At 72.0% G+C, this 24,971-nt stretch carries 22 protein-coding genes and 1 pseudogene; 11 read left to right on the top strand and 12 right to left on the bottom strand.

Annotated elements, in window-relative coordinates:
- The first annotated feature begins 10 nt into the window (after nucleotides 1-10).
- A complete protein-coding gene (locus ACIBK6_RS30220; RefSeq protein ID WP_399054603.1) occupies nucleotides 11-574 on the top strand; it encodes a hypothetical protein in 564 nt (187 codons plus the stop codon).
- Between the two features lie 4 nt (nucleotides 575-578).
- On the opposite strand, the gene ACIBK6_RS30215 is transcribed toward ACIBK6_RS30220, so the two are convergent.
- From ACIBK6_RS30215 to ACIBK6_RS30205, 3 genes are all read right to left on the bottom strand, one after another.
- On the bottom strand, nucleotides 579-1,367 hold the full coding sequence (locus tag ACIBK6_RS30215) for a putative protein N(5)-glutamine methyltransferase (protein ID WP_399054602.1): 789 nt from the start codon (nucleotides 1,365-1,367) through the stop codon (nucleotides 579-581).
- A 96-nt stretch (nucleotides 1,368-1,463) separates the two neighbouring features.
- Nucleotides 1,464-3,830, bottom strand: coding sequence for a PQQ-binding-like beta-propeller repeat protein (locus ACIBK6_RS30210; RefSeq protein WP_399054601.1), 2,367 nt, complete (start codon nucleotides 3,828-3,830; stop codon nucleotides 1,464-1,466).
- Nucleotides 3,831-4,013: 183 nt separating this feature from the next.
- Nucleotides 4,014-4,796, bottom strand: a complete 783-nt coding sequence (locus tag ACIBK6_RS30205; RefSeq protein WP_399054600.1) for a VOC family protein — start codon at nucleotides 4,794-4,796, stop codon at nucleotides 4,014-4,016.
- A 404-nt stretch (nucleotides 4,797-5,200) separates the two neighbouring features.
- On the opposite strand from ACIBK6_RS30205, the gene ACIBK6_RS30200 reads away from it, so the two are divergent.
- The gene (locus ACIBK6_RS30200; RefSeq protein WP_399054599.1) at nucleotides 5,201-5,848 is read left to right on the top strand and encodes a TetR family transcriptional regulator; all 648 of its coding nucleotides are present in this window, start codon (nucleotides 5,201-5,203) and stop codon (nucleotides 5,846-5,848) included.
- A 117-nt stretch (nucleotides 5,849-5,965) separates the two neighbouring features.
- Here ACIBK6_RS30200 and ACIBK6_RS30195 read toward each other — a convergent pair whose 3' ends face one another.
- Both ACIBK6_RS30195 and ACIBK6_RS30190 read right to left on the bottom strand, forming a co-directional pair.
- On the bottom strand, nucleotides 5,966-6,466 hold the full coding sequence (locus tag ACIBK6_RS30195) for a nitroreductase family deazaflavin-dependent oxidoreductase (RefSeq protein WP_399054598.1): 501 nt from the start codon (nucleotides 6,464-6,466) through the stop codon (nucleotides 5,966-5,968).
- A complete protein-coding gene (locus tag ACIBK6_RS30190; RefSeq protein WP_399054597.1) occupies nucleotides 6,463-7,650 on the bottom strand; it encodes an acyl-CoA dehydrogenase family protein in 1,188 nt (395 codons plus the stop codon). Before ACIBK6_RS30190 ends, ACIBK6_RS30195 begins: the two co-directional genes overlap by 4 nt.
- 153 nt (nucleotides 7,651-7,803) lie before the next feature.
- On the opposite strand from ACIBK6_RS30190, the gene ACIBK6_RS30185 reads away from it, so the two are divergent.
- Together ACIBK6_RS30185 and ACIBK6_RS30180 are read left to right on the top strand one after the other, a co-directional pair.
- Nucleotides 7,804-8,988 (top strand): thiolase C-terminal domain-containing protein, encoded by a 1,185-nt coding sequence (locus ACIBK6_RS30185; RefSeq protein WP_399054596.1) that lies wholly within the window; start codon nucleotides 7,804-7,806, stop codon nucleotides 8,986-8,988.
- A 50-nt stretch (nucleotides 8,989-9,038) separates the two neighbouring features.
- On the top strand, nucleotides 9,039-9,692 hold the full coding sequence (locus ACIBK6_RS30180) for a pyridoxal 5'-phosphate synthase (protein WP_399054595.1): 654 nt from the start codon (nucleotides 9,039-9,041) through the stop codon (nucleotides 9,690-9,692).
- Between the two features lie 112 nt (nucleotides 9,693-9,804).
- Here the strand turns inward: ACIBK6_RS30180 and ACIBK6_RS30175 are convergent, their stop codons facing one another.
- Both ACIBK6_RS30175 and ACIBK6_RS30170 read right to left on the bottom strand, forming a co-directional pair.
- Nucleotides 9,805-10,362, bottom strand: a complete 558-nt coding sequence (locus ACIBK6_RS30175) for a GNAT family N-acetyltransferase (protein ID WP_399054594.1) — start codon at nucleotides 10,360-10,362, stop codon at nucleotides 9,805-9,807.
- A gap of 8 nt (nucleotides 10,363-10,370) precedes the next feature.
- Nucleotides 10,371-10,793, bottom strand: a complete 423-nt coding sequence (locus ACIBK6_RS30170; protein WP_399054593.1) for a Zn-ribbon domain-containing OB-fold protein — start codon at nucleotides 10,791-10,793, stop codon at nucleotides 10,371-10,373.
- A 203-nt stretch (nucleotides 10,794-10,996) separates the two neighbouring features.
- On the opposite strand from ACIBK6_RS30170, the gene ACIBK6_RS30165 reads away from it, so the two are divergent.
- The 4 genes from ACIBK6_RS30165 (at nucleotide 10,997) to ACIBK6_RS30150 (ending at nucleotide 16,204) form a co-directional block, all read left to right on the top strand.
- Nucleotides 10,997-12,136 carry a flavin-containing monooxygenase gene (locus ACIBK6_RS30165; protein ID WP_399054592.1) on the top strand — a complete coding sequence of 380 codons (1,140 nt, stop codon included), beginning with the start codon at nucleotides 10,997-10,999 and terminating at the stop codon, nucleotides 12,134-12,136.
- Between the two features lie 225 nt (nucleotides 12,137-12,361).
- A complete protein-coding gene (locus ACIBK6_RS30160; protein WP_399054591.1) occupies nucleotides 12,362-14,587 on the top strand; it encodes an acetate--CoA ligase family protein in 2,226 nt (741 codons plus the stop codon).
- Nucleotides 14,588-14,641: 54 nt separating this feature from the next.
- A complete protein-coding gene (locus tag ACIBK6_RS30155) occupies nucleotides 14,642-15,499 on the top strand; it encodes an enoyl-CoA hydratase/isomerase family protein (protein ID WP_399054590.1) in 858 nt (285 codons plus the stop codon).
- Nucleotides 15,500-15,604: 105 nt separating this feature from the next.
- Complete coding sequence (locus ACIBK6_RS30150) at nucleotides 15,605-16,204, top strand: flavin reductase family protein (RefSeq protein ID WP_399054709.1); 600 nt, start codon at nucleotides 15,605-15,607, stop codon at nucleotides 16,202-16,204.
- Nucleotides 16,205-16,229: 25 nt separating this feature from the next.
- On the opposite strand, the gene ACIBK6_RS30145 is transcribed toward ACIBK6_RS30150, so the two are convergent.
- Nucleotides 16,230-17,072 carry a hypothetical protein gene (locus tag ACIBK6_RS30145; protein ID WP_399054589.1) on the bottom strand — a complete coding sequence of 281 codons (843 nt, stop codon included), beginning with the start codon at nucleotides 17,070-17,072 and terminating at the stop codon, nucleotides 16,230-16,232.
- A 154-nt stretch (nucleotides 17,073-17,226) separates the two neighbouring features.
- On the opposite strand from ACIBK6_RS30145, the gene ACIBK6_RS30140 reads away from it, so the two are divergent.
- Nucleotides 17,227-18,633, top strand: coding sequence for a recombinase family protein (locus tag ACIBK6_RS30140; protein ID WP_399054588.1), 1,407 nt, complete (start codon nucleotides 17,227-17,229; stop codon nucleotides 18,631-18,633).
- Nucleotides 18,634-18,710: 77 nt separating this feature from the next.
- Nucleotides 18,711-19,457 (top strand): annotated as a pseudogene (locus tag ACIBK6_RS30135) (GlxA family transcriptional regulator); the annotation flags it as partial.
- Nucleotides 19,458-19,497: 40 nt separating this feature from the next.
- Here ACIBK6_RS30135 and ACIBK6_RS30130 read toward each other — a convergent pair.
- The 3 genes from ACIBK6_RS30130 to ACIBK6_RS30120 all read right to left on the bottom strand — a co-directional run bounded on the left by ACIBK6_RS30130 (nucleotide 19,498) and on the right by ACIBK6_RS30120 (nucleotide 22,818).
- Complete coding sequence (locus ACIBK6_RS30130) at nucleotides 19,498-20,547, bottom strand: Zn-dependent alcohol dehydrogenase (RefSeq protein WP_399054587.1); 1,050 nt, start codon at nucleotides 20,545-20,547, stop codon at nucleotides 19,498-19,500.
- The gene (locus ACIBK6_RS30125) at nucleotides 20,544-21,683 is read right to left on the bottom strand and encodes an acyl-CoA dehydrogenase family protein (protein WP_399054586.1); all 1,140 of its coding nucleotides are present in this window, start codon (nucleotides 21,681-21,683) and stop codon (nucleotides 20,544-20,546) included. Before ACIBK6_RS30125 ends, ACIBK6_RS30130 begins: the two co-directional genes overlap by 4 nt.
- A gap of 223 nt (nucleotides 21,684-21,906) precedes the next feature.
- A complete protein-coding gene (locus tag ACIBK6_RS30120) occupies nucleotides 21,907-22,818 on the bottom strand; it encodes an SDR family oxidoreductase (protein ID WP_399054585.1) in 912 nt (303 codons plus the stop codon).
- 87 nt (nucleotides 22,819-22,905) lie between these two features.
- Between ACIBK6_RS30120 and ACIBK6_RS30115 the strand changes: the two genes are divergently transcribed.
- On the top strand, nucleotides 22,906-23,832 hold the full coding sequence (locus ACIBK6_RS30115; protein WP_399054584.1) for a cyclase family protein: 927 nt from the start codon (nucleotides 22,906-22,908) through the stop codon (nucleotides 23,830-23,832).
- A 240-nt stretch (nucleotides 23,833-24,072) separates the two neighbouring features.
- Here the strand turns inward: ACIBK6_RS30115 and ACIBK6_RS30110 are convergent, their stop codons facing one another.
- Nucleotides 24,073-24,597 (bottom strand): ATP-binding protein, encoded by a 525-nt coding sequence (locus tag ACIBK6_RS30110; protein ID WP_399054583.1) that lies wholly within the window; start codon nucleotides 24,595-24,597, stop codon nucleotides 24,073-24,075.
- Nucleotides 24,598-24,971: the final 374 nt, after the last annotated feature.

Below are 24,971 nucleotides of genomic sequence, written 5' to 3'. Positions count from 1 at the left end.
AGGGCTGGCGATGGTCCGCAACATCCTCGGCTCGATCCTCGCTCTCATCGGAGCGACGGCCGCCGTCTGGAGCCCCTTCCGTGCCTGGTACGACGGCCGTCACGGCAGCACCTACCGCATCGACGACCTGTTCAGCGGCATCTCCGGCAGCAAGGCGGAGGTGGCGGGCTCGATCCTGCTGCCCTTCGCCTTCGCGGCGCTTGTGACCCTGGTCGGTCTGGTGCTGCGCGCCCGGCTCCTGGTCGCCGTCGCCGGGTTGATCGTGCTCGGGTTCACCGTTTTCTGGATGGTGCGCCAGGGGCAGGCGGCCGGGAACCTGACCATCGACTCGTCGGGCCGGGGCCTGGGGCAGGGCGTGGCCGTCGCGCTCGGCGGTGGCCTGGTGCTGCTGCTCGCCTGCGCCCTGATGTCCGGCCGCCGCCGGGCCGCGCGCGGGCGGCACCGCTCCGATGCACCCACCCTGGACACCCCGTACGAGCGCCCTTACGAGCCCGAGCCTCCGTACGAGCCGCCCCATGAGCCGCCCGTTGAGCCCCCGGACGACCCCGGGCCGGAGTTCCCGCACCGGGCGTGACCGGTCAGAGCCGTACCCCGGTCACCACGTTCGCGTACAGCTCGTCCGAGGTGACCAGCCGGGCCCGCAGGCCGCCCGCGGACATCGCCGCCAGCGCCCCCGGCACCTGCCGCTCGCTGGTCTCGACCAGCAGCGTGCCGCCCGGGGCGAGCCAGTCCGGGGCTTCCAGGGCCACCCGGCGCATGATGTCCAGGCCGTCGCTGCCCCCGTCCAGGGCGACCAGCGGCTCGTGGTCGCGGGCCTCCGCAGGGAGCAGGCCGACCTCGTCGGAGGGTACGTAGGGGACGTTCGCGGCCAGGATGTCGACCCGGCCGCGCAGCGACGCCGGGAGCGGGGCGAACAGGTCGCCTTCGTAGACCCGGCCGCCGAGCGCCGCCACGTTGCGGCGGGCGCAGCGCACCGCGGCGGGTTCGATGTCGGCGGCGTGCAGTTCGGCGTGCGGCAGCGCCGAGGCCAGGGCGGCGCCCAGCGCGCCGGAGCCGCAGCACAGGTCCACGACGACGGCCGGGGAGGCGGCATCCGCGAGCGCCAGCGCCTGCTGGACGAGGAATTCGGTGCGGCGGCGCGGCACGAAGACCCCGGGGTCGACAGCCACCCGCACACCGTGGAACTCGGCCCAGCCCAGGACGTGTTCGAGGGGAAGCCCGGACACCCTGCGCGCCACCATCGCGGCGAGTTCGGCGGGGCCGTCGGCCGTGGCGAGGAGCAACTCCGCCTCGTCCTCGGCGAATACGCAGCCGGCGGCGCGCAGCCGGGTCACGACGGCGGAAGGGGAGAGGGGTTCACCTGACATGGAAGGAAGTATCCATTCCCGTCCGCGCGTTGCGACGGGGGCCCCAAGCCGCCGGCCCCCTCGCCGGGTTCGCCGGGTTCACTTGGTCCACCGGCCTCACCGCGCGCCCGAGGTCGCCGTCCCCTTCACCGCGTCCAGCGCGTACACGCAGCGGTCCTTGCTGCACGCGTAGACGACGCCGCCCCGGGCCACCGGCGAGCCGGTGATCTCGCCGCCGGTGGCGAGCTTCCAGCGGAGCTGGCCGCCCGCCGCATCCAGGGTGTAGAGGCAGTGGTCGGCCGAGCCGAAGTGGATGCGGCCGTCGGCGACGACGGGGGTGCCCACCACCTCGCCGCCCGCGGCGAAGCGCCACTTGGGGGTCGAGGTCACCGCGTCCAGGGTGTAGAGCGCGTTGCCGCTGCCCACGTGGACGTTCCCGTCGGCCACCAGGACCGGTTCGACGGACTGGCGGGACTCGGTGGCGATCCGCCAGCGGTCCTTACCGGTCGCCGCGTCCAGGGCGTACACGGTGCCGAGGTAGTCGGCGAGGTACACGCCGCCGCCGGCCACCGCGGGGCCCGGCGCGAACGTCGGCGGGCAGAGGAAGACGGCGGGCGCCTCGAAGTGCCAGCGGACGCGGCCGGAGGCGATGTCGACGGCGAGGACACGGGTGCCCGCCGAGACGTACACGTAGCCGTCCGGCGCGGGGGCGACCCGGACCGGGACGCCGCCGCAGGAGGCCGCGTCGCCGACCGGGTAGGACCAGCGCTCGGCGCCGGAACGGGCGTCCAGGGCACGAAGACGGGCGTCCTGCCAGACGTAGACCGTGCCGTCGAAGACCGTGGGTCCGGCCTCGGGGGTCTCGAAGTCGGTCTGGGCGCCGGAGATCTCCCACAGCTTCTCGCCGTTGGCGGCCTCCCAGGCCTGGACGCCGCCGCCGCGGGTGCCGGTGACGACGGTGCCGCGGTCGGTCTTCAGGGAGTACACCCAGGCATCCGTCGGCAGCCGCCACAGCTCGCCGCCGTCGGTGGCGTCCAGCGCGTACAGGGTGGGGCCGTCGGAGGCGTGGATGCGGCCGCCCTCGACGGCCATCGCCCAGGCGACGTCGCGCGTCTTGAACTGGCGGCGGCCGCTGGCCACGTCGAGGGCGTGCACCTCGAAGGAGGTGACGTACAGCAGGTCACCCGCGACGGCCGGGGTGCCCCACACGTCGTTCGACATGCGAAAGCGCCAGGGGCGCCAGCGGCCGGGGGCCTCGGGCGGATGGGCGGGCGGCGGTACGGGGGCGGCGGCCACCGCACCGTTGGTGACCGCGTGGGCGCCGGGCCTGCGCACCCAGCCGGTGGTGGGCCCGGCGTCGACGGAGACGCGGGCGGAATCGGCGCGCGGGCCGGGACCGATGGGGACCTTGGCGCCGGGCAGCCGCACCGGCTCCTCCGCCTGGAGGGGCGGATAGGTGACGGGGGCCGCGCCGTGCCGCGCGACGTACGGCGGCTCGGCCGGGCGGGGCGGCGCCACCGGGCCGCCCCTGCTGGAGCGCAGCGGCGAGCTCGGCGAGGGGTCGGCGGGCTTGGCGACGGGCTGGATGCGGCCGCCGCCCCTGCGCTGCTCGATCATGGCGACCGAGCGGGGCGGCAGCCAGGCCGACGCCGTACCGCTGTCGTCGGAGCCGGAGGCGAAGAGGTGGGGTGCGAGCTGGGCCTGGAGGTCTTCCGGGGAGGGGCGGTTGGGGTGCTCCATCTGCATGCAGGACTCGATGAGCGGGCGCAGCTCGTCCGGCAGCCCGCTGATGTCCGGGCCCTCGCGCAGCAGCATGAAGACCGTCTCGACCGGGTTCGCGCCGTGGAAGGGCGCGTGGCCGGTGGCCGCGAAGACCAGGGTGGAGCCGAGCGAGAACACATCGCTCGCGCCGGTCACGCTGCGGGAGTCCTTGGCCTGCTCGGGCGACATGTAGGCGGGGGTGCCCACCGCCACGTTCGTCATGGTCAGGCGGGTGTTAGAGACCCCGGACGCGATACCGAAGTCGATCACGCGCGGCCCGTCCTCGACGACCAGGACGTTCGACGGCTTCAGGTCGCGGTGCACCAGACCGGCGCCGTGGATGGACTGGAGGGCCTCGGCGATACCGGCCGCGAGCCAGCGCACCGCCTGGGCCGGGAGCGGCCCGCACTCATTCACTATTTCTTCGAGGGAGGGCGCCGGTACGTACGCGGTGGCCAGCCACGGCACCGCGGCGCGCGGGTCCGCGTCCACGACGGCCGCCGTGTAGAAGCCGCTCACCGCGCGGGCCGCCTCCACCTCGCGCGTGAAGCGGACCCGGAAGAGCTGGTCCTCGGCGAGCTCGGTGCGCACCGTCTTGATCGCCACGCGGCGGCCGGAGGCCGAGCGCGCCAGATAGACGAGGCCCATACCGCCGGCACCGAGCCGTCCCAGCACCTCGAAGGGGCCGATCCGCCTCGGGTCGTGCTGCGTCAGCTGCTCCACTGGCCTGCTACCTCCCCGTACGGGCCCTGCATGAATTCGGCCCCGTGCAGCGTCTCACGCGGCACCCCGATTCTCCCTGCCGGAGGTGGCCGGTGGCCAACCCGGGTCGAGATCGGAATGTCTCCCCCCGATCCGGGACACCTCGGGCACGTGGCCGGCCGGGACTATCCCTGAAGAACGGGTCTATCCCTGGAGAACGGCGAAGGTGGCGCCCTGGTTGTCGTTGAGCACCGCCATCCGCCCGTATGGAATGTCGAACGGTTGTGCCGTGACGCGGCCGCCCAGGCGCGCGCAGGCGGCGGCCGTCCCGTCGCAGTCCTCGACGGAGAAGTAGACGAGGAAGTGGTCGGGCAGTTCCGCGGGGAAGGCGTCCGTCATCAGGCTGCGGCCGCCGATGGCGGTGCCGGGGCCGGGTTCGGTGCCGGGCAGCGACCAGGTGCGGAAGTCGGCGCCCACCTCGTCGGGGCTGCCCGGACTGCCGCCCCGGTAGCCGAAGACGGACTCGTAGAACGCGTCGGCCGTGTCCTTGTCGCGGGTGTAGACCTCGGTCCAGCAGAACGATCCGGGCTCGCGGGTCAGCTCGAAACCGGTGTGCGCGTCGGCCTGCCAGAGCCCGAAGACCGCCCCGCCCGGGTCGGCGGCGACCGCCATCGTCCCGTACGGAGGAACCGGCAGGGGGTCGGTGATCACCTGGCCGCCAGCCGCGCGGATCCGGGCGGCGAGGGCGTGGGCGTCGGGGGTGGCGAGGTAGACGGTCCAGGTGGTCGGCATCCGGCCGTCCCGCTTGGGCTGGAGGGCCGCGACGCGCTTCCCGTCCTTGAAGGCGTTGGTGTAGTGGCCGTACCTCTCGTCGGTGTCCTCGTCGAAGGTCCACCCGAGGAGCTCCCCGTAGAACCGCTTGCCGGCGGCCAGATCGGACAGCGAGGCATCGGCCCAGCACGGCGCGCCTTCCGGATATCCGCCCATGCGCCTGATTCCTTCCTGGGGTGCCCCGTCGTGAGGCCGTCCCGGGGTCAAATTAACGACCCATCACGTCCGATGCGGTCGCATAATTCGAACATACGGCCAGATTTCGGCGGCCGGAGGGGCGGCGGCCCAAGCCCCGCTTGCCTTGTCCACCAAAGTTGTCCACAGGGTGTTGATAACACCATTCGAGTGGCCGCCCCGCTCGACGCACCCGCCGAGCCCCTCGGCGCACCCGCCGCCCGGCTCGACACACCCGCCACCCCGCTCGACACACCCGCCGACCGCCCCGCCGGACAGCCACCCGCGGCGCCCGCATCCCCGCACCGATCAGCACATCTCACCCCCGGGCCCCCATTTGCACTCGGCCGAATCGCGCTCCGATCACCCCTCGGTAAGCTGACGGCATGACAGGACAAGTACGCACCGTCGACGGCCGAGTGGCCGGCCGACGCGGCCAGGCGACCCGGCAGAAGCTGCTCGACTGCCTCAGTGAGATGCTCAGCTCCTCGCCGTACCGGGACGTAAAAGTCATCGACGTGGCCCGGAAGGCGGGCACTTCACCCGCGACCTTCTACCAGTACTTCCCCGACGTCGAGGGCGCCGTCCTGGAGATCGCGGAGGAAATGGCCAAGGAGGGCGCCGGGTTGACCTCTCTGGTCGAAGGCCGCTCCTGGGTCGGGCGAGCGGGCTGGCAGACGGCCGAGGAGCTCGTGGAGGGCTTCCTCGACTTCTGGCGCAAGAACGACGCGATCCTGCGGGTCGTCGATCTGGGCGCGGCCGAGGGCGACAAACGCTTCTACAAGATCCGCATGAAGATCCTGAACTCGGTCACCAACTCCCTTACGGACGCGGTCTCCGAGCTCCAGTCCAAGGGCAAGGTCGACAAGGACGTCAGTCCCGCGGCGATGGCGGGCTCGCTCGTCGCGATGCTCGCGTCGGTGGCCTCGCACCAGAAGGGCTTCCAGACCTGGGGTGTGAAGCAGGCCGAACTCAAGCCGAATCTCGCCCTGTTGGTCCACCTCGGCATCACGGGCAAGAAGCCGACGAAGTAGACAGGGGTCACACCCCGGCCGATTTTCCAGTCCTGTCGCGCCGGCGGCGCTTCATCCCCGACGCGGGGTGGGCGCCGCCGGCGTTCCCGTATCCGGGCCCCCAGGCGCCCTCAGACCTCAGGTGGTGCGCCGGGCCAGCCTGAAGAGCCGGATCTCGCGCTCGATCCGAGCCTGGTAAGTGGCGTACGGCGGCCAGAAGTTGAGGGCGGCCCGCCAGGCCGCGGCCCGTTCATCCCCCTCGAGCAGCCGGGCCCGCACCGCGATGTCCCGCCCCTTCCAGCTGATCTCCGCATCCGGGTGAGCGAGCAGGTTCCCGGTCCACGCGGGGTGGCCGGGGCGCCCGAAGTTGGACCCGATCAGCAGCCAGGTGCCGGTCTCCTCCTCCGGCATGCAGGCGAGCGGAGTGGAGCGCGGCAGACCGGACTTGGCGCCGCGCGCGGTGAGCACCACACCGGGCAGCAGCTGCGCGCTGAGAATGACCTTGCCCCGGGTGAGGCGGTGTACGGCGCGGTCCATGGCCGGAATGAAGTGCGGGGCGATCTTCGCGAACGTACGGGTCGACGACACCTTCTGCAGGAGCCGCACCCCGGGTGCGGTCCGGGTGGCCCCGGCCGTCACGCCGTCGCCTCCGCCGCGGCCGGGCCGAACAGTCCGGCCTGTTCGGCGGCGTGCCCGCGCAGGCGGTGCACGGGGCCGAAGAGGAGTTCGTCGGCGGCGGCCCGCTTGAAGTAGAGGTGCGCCTCGTGCTCCCAGGTGAAGCCGATGCCACCGTGCAGCTGGACGGCCTCCGAGGCGGCGGCGCGCAGCGCCTCCAGTCCCTGGGCGAGGGCGAGCGGGCCGGCGCCGGGGTCCCAGGCCGCGTAGTAGGCGGCCGACCGCGCCGCCTGGACCTGGACGTACAGGTCCGCGAGCCGGTGCTTGACCGCCTGGAAGGACCCGATGGCCCGGCCGAACTGCTCCCGCTCCTTGACGTACCCGACCGTCCGGTCCAGCGCCTCCCCCGCGGCCCCGACGGCCTCGGCGGCAAGACAGGCGGCGGCGGTACGCCCGACGGCGGCAAGCGCCTCGCAGATATCGGCCGCATCGTCACTCCCGAGCAACTCACCTCCCACATCCCGGAGTTGGATCCGGGCCTGCGCCCTCGTCTCGTCCAGCGTGGTCTGCCGGGTGCGCCGTACGCCGTCCGCGTCGCCGGGGACGAGGAAGAGCAGGGTGCGGCTGCGGGCGAAGCCGCCGGTGTGCGCGGCGACGAGCAGCAGGCCCGCGCTGTGCCCGTCGAGCACCTGGCCGGCCTCGCCGTACAGCCGCCAGCCGCCGTCCGGGGTGCGCCTGGCCTGCATCCCCCCGGCCCGCCCGCCACCGGCCCAGCCGTCGCCCTCGTTCGCGCCGGTGAGGCCGAGGGCGAGGGCGAGGCCAGCGCCGGGGACGGCGAGCGTGGCGGTCAGCCCGCCCCGGGCGAGGCGCGGGAGCAGGGCGGACTTCTGCGCGTCCGTGCCGAGCGCGGTGACGAGGGGGGCGGCGAGGGCGGCGGTGGCGAGCAGCGGGGAGGGCAGCAGGGCGCGGCCGGTCTCCTCGCAGGCGAGGACGAGTTCGGCGGTGGTGCAGCCGACTCCCCCGTACTCCTCGGGCAGCGCGAGGCCGGGCAGCCCGAGCTCGGCGGCGAGCCGGTCCCAGAGCGCGGTGTCGTGGCCGGCCGGGGTGCGCACGGCGTTCTTCACGTCCTGTGGGCCGCAGTGCTTGGTGAGCAGTTCACGCAGGGTGCGGCGGATCTCGTCCTGCTCCGCGGTGAAGGCGGCGTCCATCGTCGAGCTCCTCCCCCAGAGGCAGAGCCTCTGATCTGACGGGGCGTCATGTTAGGGGCGGGGGACGCAGATGCCCAGGGCGCAGGGGGAGTTGGTTTCGGGCGCCCGACGGGAGCCTGACCGACCGGCAACATCTGATGTACCGTCAGATCCATGCCACCGTCACCCCCAACTCACCATCGCCGCAAGGTCGCTGTCGTCGGTGTGGCGCTCTCGGACACCGGACGCGTGGACGACGCCACCCCGTACGCCCTGCACGCCCAGGCGGCCCGGCGGGCGCTCGCGGACTCCGGGCTCGCGCGCGAGGTCATCGACGGCTTCGGGTCGGCGGGCCTCGGCACGCTCGCGCCGGTCGAGGTCGCCGAGTACCTCGGGCTCCGGCCCACCTGGGTCGACTCCACCGCCGTCGGGGGCGCGACCTGGGAGGTCATGGCCGCGCACGCCGCCGACGCGATCGCCGCGGGGCACGCCAACGCCGTACTCCTGGTGTACGGATCGACCGCACGCGCCGACATCAAAGCGCGGCGGCGCACCTCGAACCTCGCCTTCGGCGGCCGGGGCCCGCTCCAGTTCGAGGTGCCGTACGGCCATACCCTCATCGCCAAGTACGCGATGGCGGCCCGGCGCCACATGCACGAATACGGCACCACGATCGAGCAGTTGGCGGAAGTCGCGGTGCAGGCGCGGGCGAACGCGGCCACCAACCCCGACGCGATGTTCCGCGACCCCATCACGATCGAGGAGGTCCTGTCCGGCCCGATGATCGCGGACCCCTTCACCAAACTCCACTGCTGCATCCGCTCCGACGGCGGCTGCGCGGTGCTGCTGGCAGCCGAAGAGTACGTACCGGACACGGCCAAGTCGCCGGTGTGGGTGCTGGGTTCGGGGACGTCGGTCTCGCACGCTGCGATGTCGGAGTGGGAGGACTTCACGGTGTCCCCGGCGGCGGTCTCGGGCCGGCTCGCCTTCGAACGGGCGGGGGTGCGCCCGGCGGACATCGACCTGGCCGAGATCTACGACGCGTTCACGTACATGACGCTGGTGACGCTGGAGGACCTGGGGTTCTGCGCGAAGGGGGAGGGCGGGGCGTTCGTGGCGAAGGGCAGGCTGCTGCGGGACGGCGAACTCCCGGTCAACACGGACGGCGGCGGCCTGTCCGCCTGCCATCCGGGCATGCGGGGCCTGTTCCTCCTGGTGGAGGCGGTACGGCAGCTGCGGGGCGAGGCGGGTGCGGGGCAGGTGCGGAGGCGGGACGGCAGCCTCCCGGAACTGGCGGTGGCGTCGGGCACGGGAGGCTGGTTCTGCTCTTCGGGGACGGTGGTGCTGGGGAGGGGTTGAGGGGGCGGGGGCGCGCGCTTCCGGCCCCGGGCGGGGGTGAGTATGGGGCCATGGAATTCAGCGAGTTTCTGCACACGCTGCGGGTCTGGGACGTATCGCTTCCGCACTTCGACCCCGATGCGGCACCGTCCTCACCCCTCCCCCTGTTCCAGGAGTGGCTGATGCATGCGGCCGGGGCGGGTCAGGCCGAGCCGCACACGATGTCGCTGGCGACGGTGGACGCCGATGGACGGCCCGACGTACGCACCCTGATGCTGCACGACGCCGATGCCCACGGCTGGCACTTCGCCTCACACTCCACCAGCGCGAAGGGACGCCAGCTTGCCGCCCACCCTGTAGCCGCGCTGGGCTTCTACTGGCCCGCGGTGGGCCGCCAGGTCCGAGTGCGCGGGAGGGTCACCCCGGCCGGGGAGGCGGCCTCGCAGGCGGATCTGCACGCGCGGTCCACGGGGGCGCTCGCGGCGGCGCTGGTGGGACGGATGAGTGAAGTACTGCCGGAATACGGGGAGTTGGAGCAAGCGTCGGAGGCGGCGTGGGCGCGGGCCGCGGCGGATCCGGCGACGGCTATACCGTCCTGGACCCGGTATGTGCTCGCCCCGGAGTCGGTGGAGTTCTTCCAGGGCGAGGCGAGGCGGCGGCATGTGCGGCTCCGGTACCGGAGGGTGGGGGCTGACGGTTGGGAGCGCGAGCTTCTTTGGCCTTAGGCGGGGGCGCACCGGCTGGTGCAAGCGCTCCCGGGCACGGCAGGATCAGGCCCCATGACGACCTGCGACCGGGCGACGAGCGCCCGGACTCGATAGCGTGCGGCGAGGAGGGCTAGTCCGTGGAGAGTCGTGCGTGGAGGTGTTGGTCGCGGAAGGTGTCTCTTCGGCCCGCCTCCCACATCGCGCCCCGCAGCGTGCCCTCCGCCGCGTAGCCGCCCCGCTCTGCCACGCGGCAGGACACCTCGTGGCCCACCGCGTGGCCCAGCTCGATGCGGTGCAGGCCGACCTCCTTGAAGGCCCAGTCGGTGATCAGGGACAGTGCGTGGCCTGCCACGCCGCGACCCCGGGCCTCGGGAAGCGTCCAGTAGCCGACCCGGGCGCAACGCATGGGCCATTGAAGGGAGTTGAGGCTCACTTGGCCGAGGACCGCGCCGCCGCTCTCGTCCGTGACGCAGTACGTGGCGAACTCCCCCCGCGCCCACCCCAGCGCCCGCAGCCTCAGCAACTCCGCCGCGGCCGCCTCGTCCTCGACTGGGAACGCGTGGGTGTTCCAGCGCTGGTATTCGGGGTCGGTCACCGCGCGCAGGAGGGTGTGGACGTCGTCGTCGCGCCAGGTGCGCAGCCGCAGGCCGTGGCCCCGCAGGTCGGCCGGTATGAGCTGGAGATCCATGCCGCCATTCAACCGCCCGGGCGACCGGGAGCAGGAGTGAATATCGGGATCGCGTGGCCCTCGCCTCCCGGTTCCGGGCGGAACGCCACGTGCAGATCCATTCCCACTCGCAGGTCCGCCCCTTCGCACCCCACCACCTCGGTCATCATGCGCGGGCCCTCGGCCAGGTCGACCACGGCGGCGACGTACGGCACGCGCTCGCCGAACGGCGGGAGGTCGTTGCGGTGGACGACCGACCAGGTGTAGAGCGTGGCGCGGCCGCTCGCCTCGCGCCATCGCACGGCCTCGCTCCAGCAGTGCGGGCAGAACTCGCGCGGGTAGTGGTGCGGGCGGTCGCAGGCGTCGCAGTGCCGGATCAGGAGGCGGCCCTCGGCGGCCGCTTCCCAGTACGTACGGGTGAAGGCATCCGCTTCGGGGGTGGCCGCGGTCATGAGAAGCCCCTTTCCTGGTCCTGGTTCCGGATTTCCTGATCCTGGTTCCGGATTTCCTGATCCTGGTTCCGGATTTCTGACGGTACGTCAGTTCAACGGATGCCCCGCCCGCGCGCAAGGGGTGCGTACGCGTGATCAGATCGCAATCGATTCCGGTCTTGACCGAGACCCATCAAGTGTTCGCGCCGTTACGCTCAGCAGTCATGGCCGACACCACCACCCCCACCAGCCCCGTCTATGTGATCGGCGCCGGGCCCGGCGGCCTCGCCGTTGCCGCCGCGCTGCGGGCGCGGGGCGTACGGGCCGTCGTACTGGAGCGGTCCGACGCCGTCGGCGCGTCCTGGCGGCGGCACTACGACCGGCTGCATCTGCACACCACGCGCCGCCTCTCCGCGCTGCCCGGGCTGAAGATGCCGCGCCGGTTCGGGCGCTGGGTGTCCCGCGACGACGTCGTGCGGTATCTGGAGAGGTACGCCGCCGTCCACGAGCTGGAGATCGTCACCGGGGTCGAGGTCGGCCGTATCGAGCGCGATCCCGAGGGGCAGGGCTGGGTGCTGCATGCGAGTGGCGGGCGGCGGCTCTCCGCACGGGCCGTGGTGGTGGCCACCGGGTACAACCACACGCCGTACGTTCCCGAGTGGGCCAGTGTCGAGGAGTACACCGGCGAGCTCGTCCACGCGAGCGGCTACCGCGATCCGGCTCCGTACGCCGGGCGGGACGTCCTGGTCGTCGGGGTCGGCAACACCGGTGCCGAGATCGCGGTGGACCTCGTCGAGGGCGGGGCCGCGCGGGTGCGGCTCGCGGTGCGGAGCGCGCCGCACATCCTGCGCCGCTCCACGGCGGGGTGGCCCTCGCAGGCCACCGGCATCCTGGTGCGGCGGCTGCCGGTCCGGCTCGTGGACCGTGCGGCGGCGCTGACCGAGCGGCTGTCGGTGCCCGACCTCTCCGCGTACGGGCTGCCCCGGCCGACCAGCGGGCTGTACACACGGGCGCGGCAAGGAGCCATTCCCGTGCAGGACGTGGGGCTGATCGACGCGGTGAAGAGCGGGCGGGTCGAGCCGGTCGGGGCGGTCGACTCCTTCGAGGGGGGCAAGGTCGTCCTCGCGGACGGGACGCGGATCTCGCCGGAAGCGGTCATCGCGGCGACGGGGTACGGGCGGGGGCTGGAGGGTCTTGTCGGACATCTCGGGGTACTGGACGGGCAGGGGCGGCCGGTCGTACGAGGAGTGCGGGCGGTGGGGGTTGCCGGGCTGTACTTCACGGGGTTCAGCACGCCGCTCAGCGGGACGCTGCGGGAACTGGGGATCGAGGCGCGGAAGGTAGCGAGGGCGCTGGCTGGGTGAGGCGGGCCCCTGGGGGGGCCAAAAACCAACCCCCTCCGTCTCCTTGGCGTTTAGCGGACCAAGCCCCCCGGGCATGGCAGACGCGCACCCCCTCAGCCCCGCAGGGGCCAGGCTTTGCTCGCACGGCGGTTCCTGACTGACCGTCAGGTCTGTAATCTGACTAAGCGTCAGCTACCACGTGCACGGCTCAGCCATGTTGGCCATCGACCAGGAGCGGGCGGAACGATGCTTGGATCGACTCACGGCACCCTCACGACCGACTTCCGCGCGCGGGTGGTCGCCTGCGGCGAGCAGCCCGGGCCCGGCGCCGTTCACGGCAGAGCGGCGGGCGCGGGCGACCTCGACGTCAGCGGGCGCCCGCTGTACGCCGACGTACCGGACCTGGACAAGTTCTTCCGGCCCGATTCCGTTGCCGTCATCGGGGCATCCGACGCCGAAGGGCGCCCCAACACCGGCATCACCCGCCAGCTGATCGCCTGGGCGGAACGGGTCGGTGCCCGGCTCCACCCCGTGCACCCCACCCGGGAGTCGGTCTTCGGTCTGCCCTGCGCTCCTTCCGTCGCCGAGCTGCCGGAACAGGTCGATCTGGCCGTGCTTCTGGTCGGCGATCCACTCCCGGTCGTCGAGGAACTCGCCGAGGCCAAGGTGAAGTTCGCCGTCGCCTTCGCGTCCGGATTCGCCGAGACCGGCGAGGCGGGCACCGTCGCGCAGGCCCGGCTCGCGGCCGCCGTGCGGCGCTCCGGGATGCGGCTGCTCGGGCCCAACACCAACCTCAACGCGTTCGAAAGGTTCCGGGACGACCTGGACGGGCCGGCCATCGCGCTCATCACGCAGTCCGGGCACCAGGGCCGGCCCGTGTTCACCCTGCAGGAGCTCGGCATACGGCTCTCCCACTGGGCGCCCACCGGCAACGAGGCCGACCTCGAAACCGCCGATTTCATCTCCTACTTCGCCGAGCGGCCCGAGGTGGGGGCCATCGCCTGCTATGTCGAAGGGCTCAAGGACGGGCGCTCCTTCCTGCTCGCCGCCGACCGGGCGGCCAGGGCCGGGGTTCCTGTGGTGGCGGTCAAGGTGGGACGTACCGAGGCGGGGGCGCGGATGGCCGCGTCACACACCGGCAAGCTGACCGGTGCCGACGACGTGGTGGACGCCGCCATGCGCCAGTACGGCGTGATCCGCGTCGACGGGCTCGATGAACTCCAGGACACCGCCGCCCTGTTGGCGCGCGCCCACAAGCCGGTCGCCGATGGCGTTGTCGTGTATTCGATCTCGGGCGGCACCGGCGCCCACTTCTCCGATCTGGCCACCGCCGCCGGACTGACGCTGCCGACCCTCTCCGCCGCCAAGCAGGCCCAGCTCCACGAATGGATACCGGCGTACCTGAACGTCGCCAACCCCGTCGACAACGGCGGGCATCCGGTCGGCGACTGGCGCGGCCGGAAGATCATCGACGCGATCCTGGACGACCCCTCCGTGGGCGTCCTGATCTGCCCGATCACCGGGCCCTTCCCGCCCATGAGCGACAAGCTGGCGCAGGATCTGGTGGACGCGGCGGAACAGACGGACAAGCTGGTGTGCGTGGTGTGGGGCTCGCCGGTCGGCACCGAGGCCGCCTACCGCGAGACGCTGCTCGGCTCGGACCGGGTCGCCACCTTCCGTACGTTCGCCAACTGCATCGGCGCCGTACGGGCGTACCTCTCGCACCACCGCTTCACCACCGGCTACCGCTCCCCCTTCGACGAGGCGCCGCGCGTGCCCTCCCCCTCGTTCCGCAAGGCGCAGGCGCTGATGCGCCCGGGCCAGCAGCTCAGCGAGCACGCGGCGAAGCAACTGCTGCGGGCGTACGGGATCCGGGTGCCGCGGGAGCAGCTGGTCACGAGCGCGGCGGCGGCGGTGCGGGCGGCGGGGCTCGTCGGCTACCCCGTCGTCATGAAGGCCTCCGGCGCGCGCCTCGCCCACAAGACCGAACTCGGCCTGGTCAAGGTCGGGTTGACCTCGGCCAGTCAGGTGCGGGACGCCTATCGCGAGCTCACCGACCTGGCCCACTACGAAGGTGTCGACCTCGACGGCATCCTGGTCTGCCAGATGGTCGAGCGCGGCGTCGAGATGGTCGTCGGCGTCACGCACGACGCGCTGTTCGGCCCCACCGTGACCGTCGGGCTCGGCGGCGTACTGGTCGAGGTGCTCGGCGACTCGGCCGTCCGCGTCCCGCCGTTCGGCGAGGAGCAGGCGCGGGACATGCTCGGCGAGCTCCGGGGACGGGCGCTCCTCGAAGGCGTACGCGGAGGGCCGCCGGTGGACGTGGACGCGCTGGTCGAGGTCGTCCTGCGCGTCCAGCGGATGGCGCTCGAACTGGGCGACGAACTGTCCGAGCTGGACATCAACCCCCTGATGGTGCTGCCCCGCGGGCAGGGCGCGGTCGCGCTGGACGCGCTGGCCGTCTGCCGCTGAGCCGTTGTGCCGTACCCCCGCCACCCCTCCACCCCTTCCACGCCGGAGCCGCTCATGGACTCGCCGGACTCGACAGAGTCATTGGATTCCCTCGATTCATTGGTACTGCACGCCACTGACAACGGCGTCTCGTGGATCACGCTCAACCGCCCCGAGGCCATGAACGCCGTCACCTGGGACCAGCGGGAACGGGTCATTTCGCTGCTCGGCGCGGCCTCCGCCGACCCGGCCGTACGGGCCGTCGTGATCACCGCCACCGGCAAGGGGTTCTGCGCCGGAGCCGATCTGCGCGGGGCTCCCGCGACCGCGACCGCGACCACGACGACGCCCGCGACCGGCGGCGAGCGGGTCGCGGGCGATGTCGCCCGCACCATCCGTCAGGGCGCCCAGCGGCTCATCGCGTCCGTACTGGACTGCGAGAAGCCGGTGATCGCGGCGGTGAACGGCACTGCCGCCGGCCTCGGCGCCCATCTCGCGCTCGCCTGCGATCTGGTCCTGGCCGCGGAATCGGCCAAGTTCATCGAGGTGTTCGTCCGCAGAGGACTGGTGCCGGACGGGGGCGGCGCCTACCTGCTGCCCCGCCTCGTCGGGCCGCAGCGGGCGAAGGAGCTGATGTTCTTCGGGGACGCCCTGCGGGCGGCCGACGCCGAGCGCATGGGCCTGGTCAACCGCGTCGTCGCCGACGCCGAACTCGCCGCCACCACACGGCAGTTGGCGGAACGCCTCGCCGCCGGCCCGACCCGCGCCCTCGCCCTGACCAAGCACCTGGTGAACGCCTCTCTGGACACCGACCGCACAGCCGCCTTCGCCGCCGAGGCCTGGGCCCAGGAGATCAACATGACCACCCAGGACGCGAACGAGGGCGTGGCCAGCTTCGTGGAACGCCGCACCCCGAAATACCGGGGTTTGTAAGGCTGGGGGCTGACTGGGACCGGCTCAGGGCTTCCTGTAAGGGCCTGAGGCTTCCCATCTGACGAGTCGTCAGTTTCAATGGCTGATGTGATGGGACACGCAGGGATGGCGGCCACCGTCGTCCGATACCTCAGGTCCGTCGGCGCCGCCACGGCCGCCGAGCCCGTCGAGTTCCTGCCCCGGCCGGACCTTCGGGCCGTACGGGACGACGAGCGGGCGCCGGTCGATCCGGCCGAATTCCGGCGGGTGCTCGGCCAGTTCGCCAGCGGGGTCACCGTCATCACCGCGCGGGACGCGGCCGGGCCCGCCGGGTTCGCCTGCCAGTCCTTCGCGTCGCTCTCGCTGGACCCGCCGCTGGTCGCCTTCATGGTGGCGCGTACGTCGACGACCTGGCCGCGCATCGCACGTGCCGGGGTGTTCTGCGTCAACGTCCTGGGGGCCGAACAGGGCGCGCTGTGCCGGGGGTTCGCGGTCAGCGGGGCCGACAAGTTCGCCGGGGTCGACCACGATCCGGCGCCCGCGACGGGCTCGCCCCGGCTGGCCGGCGTACCTGCGTGGATCGACTGCCGGATCCAGAACGTACACACCGGCGGGGACCACCTCATCGTGGTCGGCCGGGTCGAGGCGCTCGGCTGCGCGGACGAGGGCGAGCCCCTGCTGTTCCACCGGGGTCAGTTCGGCCGGTTCGGGCGGTTCGGCGGCTGAGCCCCGGCCGCCCTCCCGACCCCGCTCACCAGGACTCCTCCGTGACGAGGCCCCCGCTGCGGGTCTCCACGCGCAGCGTGCCCTTGTCGTCGTACGCCTCGTGCCGCCAGTCGGCGAAGACCTCGGCCACCCTGCGGCCGTCCGCGTCGCTTCCGCCCAGCGGAACGAAGGTGACCGTCACCACCGCTTCCTCGGTCCCGCCCTGCTTGCGGATCCGTACCGCGGCCACCGACGGCCACATCCCGTCGTCGGCCTTGGTGAGGTGCTGGGCGTAGTAGCCGGTGAACTCCCGCGTCATGTCGAACCAGCCGGCGGGGAGACAGGGCTTGGCCGTGCCGTCGGTGGGCGGGCCGGGGGTGCCGGGGTCGGCGTCGGTGGGCGGGCCGGGTGTGCCCGCGTCCACATCTGTAGGAGGCCCGGGATTCCCGGTGTCCGCGTCGGTGGGCGGGCCGGGTGTGCCCGCGTCCACATCTGTAGGAGGCCCGGGATTCCCGGTGTCCGCGTCGGTGGGCGGGCCGGGTGTGCCCGCCTTCTCATCCGTGGACGGGCCCGCGTCCCCCGCATCCCCATCGGTCGGCGGACCGGGGTTCCCCGCGGCCGCGTCCGTAGGAGGACCCGGACTCCCCGCATCCCCGTCCGTGGGCGGCCCCGGGGTCCCCTCCTCCGTCGTCTCGTCCCCGCAGGGCTGGGCCGCCGCGGCGGACGGCTTCGGCGGGGCGACGGCCGCCGGGTCGGCCGGGTGGGCCGTCCCGCAGGCCGTCACGGCGGTGCACAGCAGCGCCCCCACCAGCACCGCGCCCCGCGTCCTGCTCGGCTTCATGAAGTCGTCCCCCCTCGGCTCCCCCGCGAAGAAACGGTCGTTCCCCACGAAGGAACAGGGGATCACACCGCCAGCGGTTCCCCGCCAGGGCCTCGGCGGCGGACGGACAGCAGCGACGATTATGCCGCGTGACCAGTTGAATTTTTGGTACATCTTCGGGGCAGTTCAGTCGGCGAGCAGGAGCAAGGGGGAGACAGGACAGATGGGTGTCACCATCTACGTACGACTCAGCCTCGATCAGCACGGCGACGAGTTGGGCGTTCAGCGGCAGGAGGACGAGTGCCAGGCGTACGCCGCAGCCCGTGGCTGGACCGTACGAGAGGTAATCGCGGACAACGACGTCAGTGCCACTTCGGGCAAGGTGCGACCAGGGTTCGAGTGGCTGTTGGCGTCCAAGCCGGACGCGATCCTCTGTTGGCACACTGACCGGCTCGTGCGCAAGACGGAAGACCTGCTGCGAGTGATCGCACTCGGGATCAACGTCCACGCCATCCACGCCGGACACCTTGACCTCTCGACTCCGGCCGGTCGAGCTACGGCCAAGACGATCACAGCGTGGGCGGAATACGAGGGCGAGCAGAAGGCGCTACGACAGAAGGCGTCGAACCTTCAGGCCGCGAAGAACGGCACGCCGCACAAGACAGGCTTGCGGCCGTTCGGATACGCCGACGACTACGCGACCGTGGTCGAGGCCGAGGCGGAAGCGATCCGCAAAGGTGCCGAGATGGTTCTTCAGGGCGAGACCCTGGCGGCTGTCGCTCGTTACTGGACCGACCTCGGTCTACTCGCTCCCCGCTCGTCGTCCGGCAAGGCGAAGGGCGAGGCGAAGGGGTGGGGCGTAGGCGGAGTGAAGAAGGTGCTCATCTCCCCCCGGTACATCGCTCAGGCCACTTACCGGGGCGAAGTGATGGGTGAGGGCCAGTGGTTCGCGATCCTGGACGAGGCGACTCACTACGCCCTCGTGTCGGCGCTGACGAACCCCAAGCGGTTCACGGGTGGCGCCCGCACCGGCTCGGCCCCTCAGACCCTGCTCGCCGGACTGGCTACGTGTGAGCGTTGCGGGGAGGCCGTGCGGGGCGGCATGTACCGAGGGACACCGGTCTACCGTTGCGGACAGAAGCACGTACGCGTACCCCGAGAGCTGGCCGACAAGCGAGCCGGTAACGCAGTTCTGGCGCGGCTGGTCTTCCCCGACTTCCTGCTCTGGGTCCTCGCCGCTCGGCAGGAGCAGGGAGACGGCTCGGCCCATCTTCACCAGGAAGCGCAGACCCTGCGGGAACGGCTCGACGGGCTGGCTGTGGCCTACGCCTCGGGGTCCATCACCCTGTCGCAGATGACGGCCGGTACCGAGGCGATCCGGGCCAGGCTCGACGAAATCGACGAGAAGCTGTCCGGTGTCACTGGCCTGCCCCCGATCGACCCCGTGTCAGGCGTTGCCGGCCTGATTCAGGACTGGCCGAACACTCCGCTCCCTGTCCGTCGAGCGTGGGTCAAGTTCGTCACCACGATCACGATGCACCCGAACAACTTCAAGAAGGCGGCGAAGATGACCGTGGACGACTACCTGACCGTGGAGTGGAACCACACCGCCGACGAACCCGACGCGTAGCCTGCCCCGCTCGACTCGGGCCCTGCTCACCCGAGGGCGGGGCTCCGTCGTGCCAGGCCACCGGAGCCTCTCCCGCGGCCTCCTACGAGCTCGGCCCGGTCTTCGAGGAGGGCGTGCTCACCCCCGAATTGGCCGCCGCGCTCGCCTTCGTGCGCCCCGGCACCCGCATGGTGTCGATCTGCACGGGGGGTTACGTGCTGGCGGCGGCGGGCTGTCTGGACGGGCGCCCGGCCACCACGCACTGGGCCTCCGCCGACCACTTCCAGCGGCTGTTCCCAGCCGTCGACGTGGACCCGGACGTCCTGTTCATCGACGACGGCGACGTGCTGACGTCGGCGGGGGTCGCGGCCGGGATCGATCTGTGCCTGCACATCGTGCGGCGCGACCACGGCGCGGCCGTCGCCAACGACGTGGCCCGCCGCACGGTCGTCCCCCCGCACCGGTCCGGTGGCCAGGCCCAGTTCATCCAACGCCCGGTGCCCGAGCCTCAGTTGGCGACCACGACGACGGCGCGGGCCTGGGCGCTCGGCCGGCTGCACGAGCCGATCCAGCTGCGGGACATGGCGGAACAGGAGTCGATGTCGGTCCGCACCTTCACCCGCCGCTTCCGCGAGGAGGTCGGGCTGAGCCCCGGCCAGTGGCTCAGCCAGCAGCGCGTGGAGCACGCCCGCCAGTTGCTGGAGTCCACCGGCCTGTCGGTGGACTCCATAGCCCGCGACTCGGGATTCGGTACGGCGACCTCACTGCGCCAGCACTTTCAGGCGGCTCTCGGCGTCCCGCCGACGGTCTACCGCCGTACGTTCCGCGCGGGCGTGACCAGCTGAAGCGGAGGGGGCGCTCGCCGGTCCGGAACCCCGGCGGGCCTCAGAAGGTGAGCACCCCCCGGGCCACCCGCCCGTGGTGCAGATCGTCCGCCGCCTTCGTGAAGTCCTCCACCGGGTACGTCTTCGTGACGAGCTCGTCCAGGAGCAGGGTGCCCCTGCGGTACAGGTCGGCGTAGAGCGGGATGTCACGCTGGGGGCGGGAACTGCCGTACCGGCAGCCCAGGATGGACTTGTCCAGGAACAGTGCGGCCGGCAGGAAGGACGCCTCGGCCGTGGGGGCGGTCATGCCGAGCAGGACCGCCTGGCCGTGCCGGTCCAGGAGGTCGACGGCCGCGCGGACCAGTCCCGCCTGGCCCACGCATTCGAAGGCGTGGTCTGCGCCGGTCGGCAGGATGTCGCGGACGCCGTCGGTCGAGGCGAGGAAGTGCGTCGCGCCGAACCGGCGGGCCGCCGCCTCCTTCGCCGGGTTGTTGTCCACCGCGACGATCACGGACGCGCCCGCGATCCTGGCGCCCTGGATGACGTTGAGGCCGATGCCTCCGGTGCCGATGACGACCACCGAGTCGCCGCGGTCGACCTTCGCCCGGTTCAGGACCGCGCCCACGCCGGTCAGCACCCCGCAGCCGATCAGCGCCGCCGACGTCAGCGGAATGTCCTGCGGGATCTTCACCGCCTGAACGGCCGTGACCAGGGTGCGTTCCGCGAACGCCGAGTTGGAGGCGAACTGGTAGAGCTGCTGCCCGCCCCGCGAGAACGGGCGGCCCGGCCTGCCGATCGCCTTGCGGCACATCGTCGGCCGGCCCCGGTCGCACTGGGCGCACGCCCCGCAGTTGGCGAGGGTGGACAGTGCGACATGGTCCCCCGCCGCCACATGGCCGACCCCGGCGCCCACCGCCTCGACCACCCCCGCGCCCTCGTGGCCGAGGACCACCGGCACCGGGAAGGGGATCGTCCCGTCGATGACCGACAGATCGGAGTGGCAGAGCCCGGCGGCGGCGACCGCCACCAGGACCTCGCCCGGCCCCGGGTCCCGTATCTCCAGGTCGTCCACCACCTGGGTCTGCTTCCCGTCGAAAAGGACACCTCTCACGGAACCCGAACCTCCCTCGGCAGGCCGAGCACCCGCTCGGCGATGATGGTGCGCTGGATCTCGTCCGAGCCGCCGTAGATCGTGTCGGCCCTGGTGAAGAGGAACAGGTGCTGGAGCGGGTCGAGCCGGTAGGGCTCGGACTCGTTCCAGTCGTACGGGCCGACGGTGGCCGCCGCCCCCCGGACCGCCATCGCCAGCTCGCCGAGCCGCTGATGCCAGCCGCCCCACAGCAGCTTGGCCACGCTCGGCGCGCCCGCGTCGGCCGAACTCCCCAGCGTGCGCAGGGCGTTCCACCGCATGACCTTCAGCTCCGACCACTGCCGGACGAGCCGGCCCCGGATGGCGGGGTCGGATGCGGCGCCGTTGGACAGCGCGAGCGCCGCCACGCGCTCCAACTCGCCTGCGAATCCGATCTGTTGGGCCAGAGTGGACACTCCGCGCTCCAGGGCGAGCAGGCTCATCGCCACCTGCCAGCCGTTGCCCTCGCCGCCGACCACATGCTCGGCGCGGGCCCGTGCACCGTCGAAGAAGACCTCGTTGAACTCGCTCGTTCCGGTCAGCTGCCGGATCGGGCGGACCTCGATCCTGCCCGGCTGGTCCATGGGCACGAGGAGGAACGACAGGCCGTGGTGGCGCCGGGAGCCGTCTTCGGTGCGGGCGAGGACGAAGCACCAGTCGGCCTCGTGGGCGAGTGAGGTCCAGATCTTCTGGCCCGTGATGCGGTACGTGTCGCCTTCGCGGCGGGCGGTGGTGCGGATGCCGGCGAGGTCGGAGCCCGCGCCGGGTTCGCTGTAGCCCTGGCACCAGAGCTCTTCGCCCCGGGCGATCGCCGGGAGGAAGCGGGTCTTCTGCGTCTCGGTGCCGTGGGTGAGGAGGGTGGGAGCGAGGAGGTTTTCGCCTATGTGGCCCGTGCGGGGTGGGGCGGTGGCGCGGGCATACTCCTCGGCCCAGACGATCTGCTGGGGGAGGGTGGCTGTGCGGTTCCCGTACGCGGGCTCCGGCCAGCCGATGCCGATCCACCCGCCCCGCCCCAACTCCCGTTCCCAGTCGGGAGGTTGGGCTTGGGTGTGCTCGGCGAGCCAGGCGCGGGCGTCCTGGCGGAAGGTCTCATCCTCGGGGCCGAAGCTGAAGTCCACGGTGCCTCCTGTGAGTACGAGCCCCCACCCCGCCCCTTCCCGAGACCCTCCGGGGGTGGGGGTGGGGAGGGTGAGTTTCCCGGGACTCCGCCCCGGACCCCCCGGCGGGGGCTGCGCCCCCTGCACCCCCTTCGGGGCTCCGCCCCGGACCCCGCTCCTCAAACGCCGGAGGGGCTTGATTTGGCCCCCGGAGGGTTTCGGGAAGGGGCGGGGTGGGGAAGGACTACGCGTTCGGGCGGGAGCCCGACTCGGCGGCTCTCGCCATCTCCTCCAGCCGCGCCAGCATCGGCATCGGATCCACCCCCACCGTCCCCGGCAGGAAGTCCGCGATCCGTTCCGGGGTCCACGCCCCCTCCGCGTACCCCGCGCGCAGCTCCCGCGGCTGGGCCCATACCGCGATCTTGGGGCCCGCGATCGTGTACACCTGGCCGGTGATCCCCTCCGTGCGGGCCCGCTCGGACAGGAGGTAGACCACCAGCGCCGCCACATCCTCCGGCGAGCCGATCTCCTTCAGCTCCATGGGGACGTTCGCCGACATGCGGGTCCGGGCGACCGGGGCGACCGCGTTCGCCGTGACCCCGTACTTGTGCAGGCCAAGCGCCGCGCTGCGTACCAGCGAGATGATGCCGCCCTTGGCCGCGCTGTAGTTGGCCTGGGCGACACTCCCCTGGTGGTTGCCGCTGGTGAAGCCGATCAGGGTTCCTGAGCCCTGCTTGCGCATCACCGCCGACGCGGCGCGGAACACCGTGAACGTGCCCTTCAGGTGGGTGGCGACCACCGGGTCCCACTCCTCCTCCGACATGTTGAACAGCATGCGCTCGCGCAGGATGCCCGCGACGCACACCACCCCGTCGATCCGCCCGTACCGGGCCAGCGCCGTGTCCACGATGCGCTGGCCGCCCGCCATCGTCGAGATGTCGTCGGCGACCGCCACCGCCTCGCCGCCCGCCGCGACGATCTCCTTCACCACTGCGTCGGCGATCTCGCTGCTGGGCTCGCCGCCCTCGATCGAGACGCCGTAGTCGTTGACGACGACCCTGGCTCCCTCGGCGGCCGCGGCCAGCGCGACGGCCCGGCCGATGCCCCGGCCGGCCCCCGTCACTGCGACGACCTTGCCTGCCAAGAAGTTCCCCACGTCCGGCCCCTTCCCGCGGTTTCTGACGGACCGTTAGATTCTATGACCCGTCAGATACTCCACCACAAGCCCCCGGGAGGGACTCGTATGTCACTGCCACCCGAGTTCCACGAGATCGCCAAACGCGTTAACAATTGGGGCCGTTGGGGCGCCGAGGACCAGATCGGGACGCTCAATCTCATCAGCGACGAGGTGGTTCGGGAGGCCGCCGCCACCATTCGCACCGGGCGCCGCATCCCGCTCGCGCTGCCGCTCCAGCAGGACGGCGTCCAGACCGGGGTCATTCCCGGGCGGATCAACCCGCTGCACACCATGGTCCAGATCAACCAGGAGATCTTCGGGCCGGGCACGGTCGCGTGCAGCGACGACGCGGTGACCTTCGGGCTCCAGGCCGCCACCCACTGGGACGCCCTGACCCACGTCTCGCACTCGGGCAAGCTCTACAACGGCCGGCCCGCCGCCACCATCACCCCGCACGGCGGCGCCGAGTTCGGCGGCATCGACAAGCCCGGGCACATCGTCTCGCGCGGGGTGCTGCTCGACGTGGCCCGCGCCCGGGGGGTCGACCGGCTCGACGGGGGGCACGCGGTCACGCCCGAAGACCTCGACGCGGCCGAGGAGTTGGCGGGGCTCACCGTGCGGGCCGGGGACATCGCGCTCGTACGGACCGGGCAGATGCGGGTATATCTCGCCGGGGACAAGCACGGCTACGGGTACCCCTCGCCGGGGCTCTCCGTCCGTACGCCCGAGTGGTTCCACGCGCGGGACGTGGCCGCCGTCGCCAACGACACCCTCACGTTCGAGATCTTCCCGCCGGAGATCGAGGATCTGTGGCTGCCGGTGCATGCGCTGGATCTCGTGGAGATGGGGATGCTTCAGGGGCAGAACTGGAATCTGGAGGCGTTGTCCGTCGCCTGTGCGGAGGCTGCGCGGTACGAGTTCCTGTTGAGCGCGATGCCGGAACCCTTTGTGGGAGCGACCGGAAGCCCCGTTGCGCCGGTGGCCGTGCTGTAAGGGGCCTACTGCTCACGTTCCACGGGTGGCGGCGCCGCATGCTCGCCGCCACCCCGGCATCGGCGTGTCGGCGGCTCCTCGGGTGCCCTGAGAGGAGCCTCGCCCGGTGGAGCTGACGCCGTGCCACGACCCGCACTCGCCAAGGCCGTGCAGGGCCTCGGCGTCCCCTCGCAACGAATCGCTCATTCCAGGGTGATCAGGGCGACACGGCGCGTCAACACCTACTGAGGGCATCGCCGCTTATGCCGTATTTGTGACGGCGCGTTGGGGTTCGTACGCCCCGTTCTCGTACGCCCCATTCGTGCGCCCCGTACGCTCCTTGTGCCCCGAGTGCCTCGAATGCTCCGGGACGGGCGTCGGCCCGGGCGCGTCACGGTCCACCTCGCACCAGATGGACTTGCCCGCGCCCTCGGCCTGCCAGCCCCAGCGGTCGGCGAGGCCGTCGACCAGTTCGAGGCCGCGGCCGTTGGTGTCGTCGCCCTCCGCGTGGCGGGGCTTGGGCGGACAGCAACTGGTGTCCGCCACCTCGACGCGTACGGTGCCGCCCTCGTCGTCCGCGCCGAGCAGCATCCGCAGCACGGCCGGACAGCCCGTGTGCACCACGGCGTTGGTGACGAGCTCCGAGATCAGCAGGATCAACGTCTCGGCGAGCGGCTCGTCCAGCCCTATGCCGGAGCCCGCCAGCCGTGAGCGGGCCCACCTTCGGGCCCGGCCCACCTCGGCGGGATCGGGACCGACCTCCAACTGAACCTGAAGCACCTGCACCGTTCACACCATCCGAACCGGCGGACACATCGCCTCGCGCCTCACAGGGACCACAATCGGGGTCACGGAACGTGATTCCCATGAGAGACAGCATGGTTGACGTACAGTCACCGCAACAAGCGCTTCGGGCATATTCCAGCGCGAAGGAGTATGCGTAGTGCATACTGTGCGACGCACATTGCGGGGAGTCGAACGGGAGCGCGTACGACGCCTCCGTACGGGGCGAGCAGCGCGCGTTCCCGCCCCCGGAGCCGCCGCACTGGCAACACCGGGAGAGCCGCGCCACACCACCACTCGCATCCCACGGAGAGTACCGGAGACGGCCCCCGACTCCGGCGTGTGACGAGTGCGCCGGGCCGCCGATTGTCCACGCA

The organism is Streptomyces sp. NPDC050485, from assembly GCF_044458185.1.
Classification (GTDB): Bacteria; Actinomycetota; Actinomycetes; order Streptomycetales; family Streptomycetaceae; genus Streptomyces.
Note: the sequence above shows the minus strand (reverse complement) of the source record. Positions and strands in the feature narration are given on the sequence as shown.

What these genes read in the sequence shown, in the direction of transcription:
- ACIBK6_RS30180 (WP_399054595.1), top strand. Translation starts at nt 9,039, where the DNA reads ATGGAATTCAGCGAGTTTCTGCACACGCTGCGGGTCTGGGACGTATCG.
- ACIBK6_RS30220 (WP_399054603.1), top strand. Translation starts at nt 11, where the DNA reads ATGGTCCGCAACATCCTCGGCTCGATCCTCGCTCTCATCGGAGCGACG.
- ACIBK6_RS30200 (WP_399054599.1), top strand. Translation starts at nt 5,201, where the DNA reads ATGACAGGACAAGTACGCACCGTCGACGGCCGAGTGGCCGGCCGACGC.
- ACIBK6_RS30165 (WP_399054592.1), top strand. Translation starts at nt 10,997, where the DNA reads ATGGCCGACACCACCACCCCCACCAGCCCCGTCTATGTGATCGGCGCC.
- ACIBK6_RS30205 (WP_399054600.1), bottom strand. Translation starts at nt 4,796, where the DNA reads ATGGGCGGATATCCGGAAGGCGCGCCGTGCTGGGCCGATGCCTCGCTG.
- ACIBK6_RS30185 (WP_399054596.1), top strand. Translation starts at nt 7,804, where the DNA reads ATGCCACCGTCACCCCCAACTCACCATCGCCGCAAGGTCGCTGTCGTC.
- ACIBK6_RS30160 (WP_399054591.1), top strand. Translation starts at nt 12,362, where the DNA reads ATGCTTGGATCGACTCACGGCACCCTCACGACCGACTTCCGCGCGCGG.
- ACIBK6_RS30170 (WP_399054593.1), bottom strand. Translation starts at nt 10,793, where the DNA reads ATGACCGCGGCCACCCCCGAAGCGGATGCCTTCACCCGTACGTACTGG.
- ACIBK6_RS30155 (WP_399054590.1), top strand. Translation starts at nt 14,642, where the DNA reads ATGGACTCGCCGGACTCGACAGAGTCATTGGATTCCCTCGATTCATTG.
- ACIBK6_RS30150 (WP_399054709.1), top strand. Translation starts at nt 15,605, where the DNA reads ATGGCGGCCACCGTCGTCCGATACCTCAGGTCCGTCGGCGCCGCCACG.
- ACIBK6_RS30190 (WP_399054597.1), bottom strand. Translation starts at nt 7,650, where the DNA reads ATGGACGCCGCCTTCACCGCGGAGCAGGACGAGATCCGCCGCACCCTG.
- ACIBK6_RS30140 (WP_399054588.1), top strand. Translation starts at nt 17,227, where the DNA reads ATGGGTGTCACCATCTACGTACGACTCAGCCTCGATCAGCACGGCGAC.
- ACIBK6_RS30215 (WP_399054602.1), bottom strand. Translation starts at nt 1,367, where the DNA reads ATGTCAGGTGAACCCCTCTCCCCTTCCGCCGTCGTGACCCGGCTGCGC.
- ACIBK6_RS30175 (WP_399054594.1), bottom strand. Translation starts at nt 10,362, where the DNA reads ATGGATCTCCAGCTCATACCGGCCGACCTGCGGGGCCACGGCCTGCGG.
- ACIBK6_RS30115 (WP_399054584.1), top strand. Translation starts at nt 22,906, where the DNA reads ATGTCACTGCCACCCGAGTTCCACGAGATCGCCAAACGCGTTAACAAT.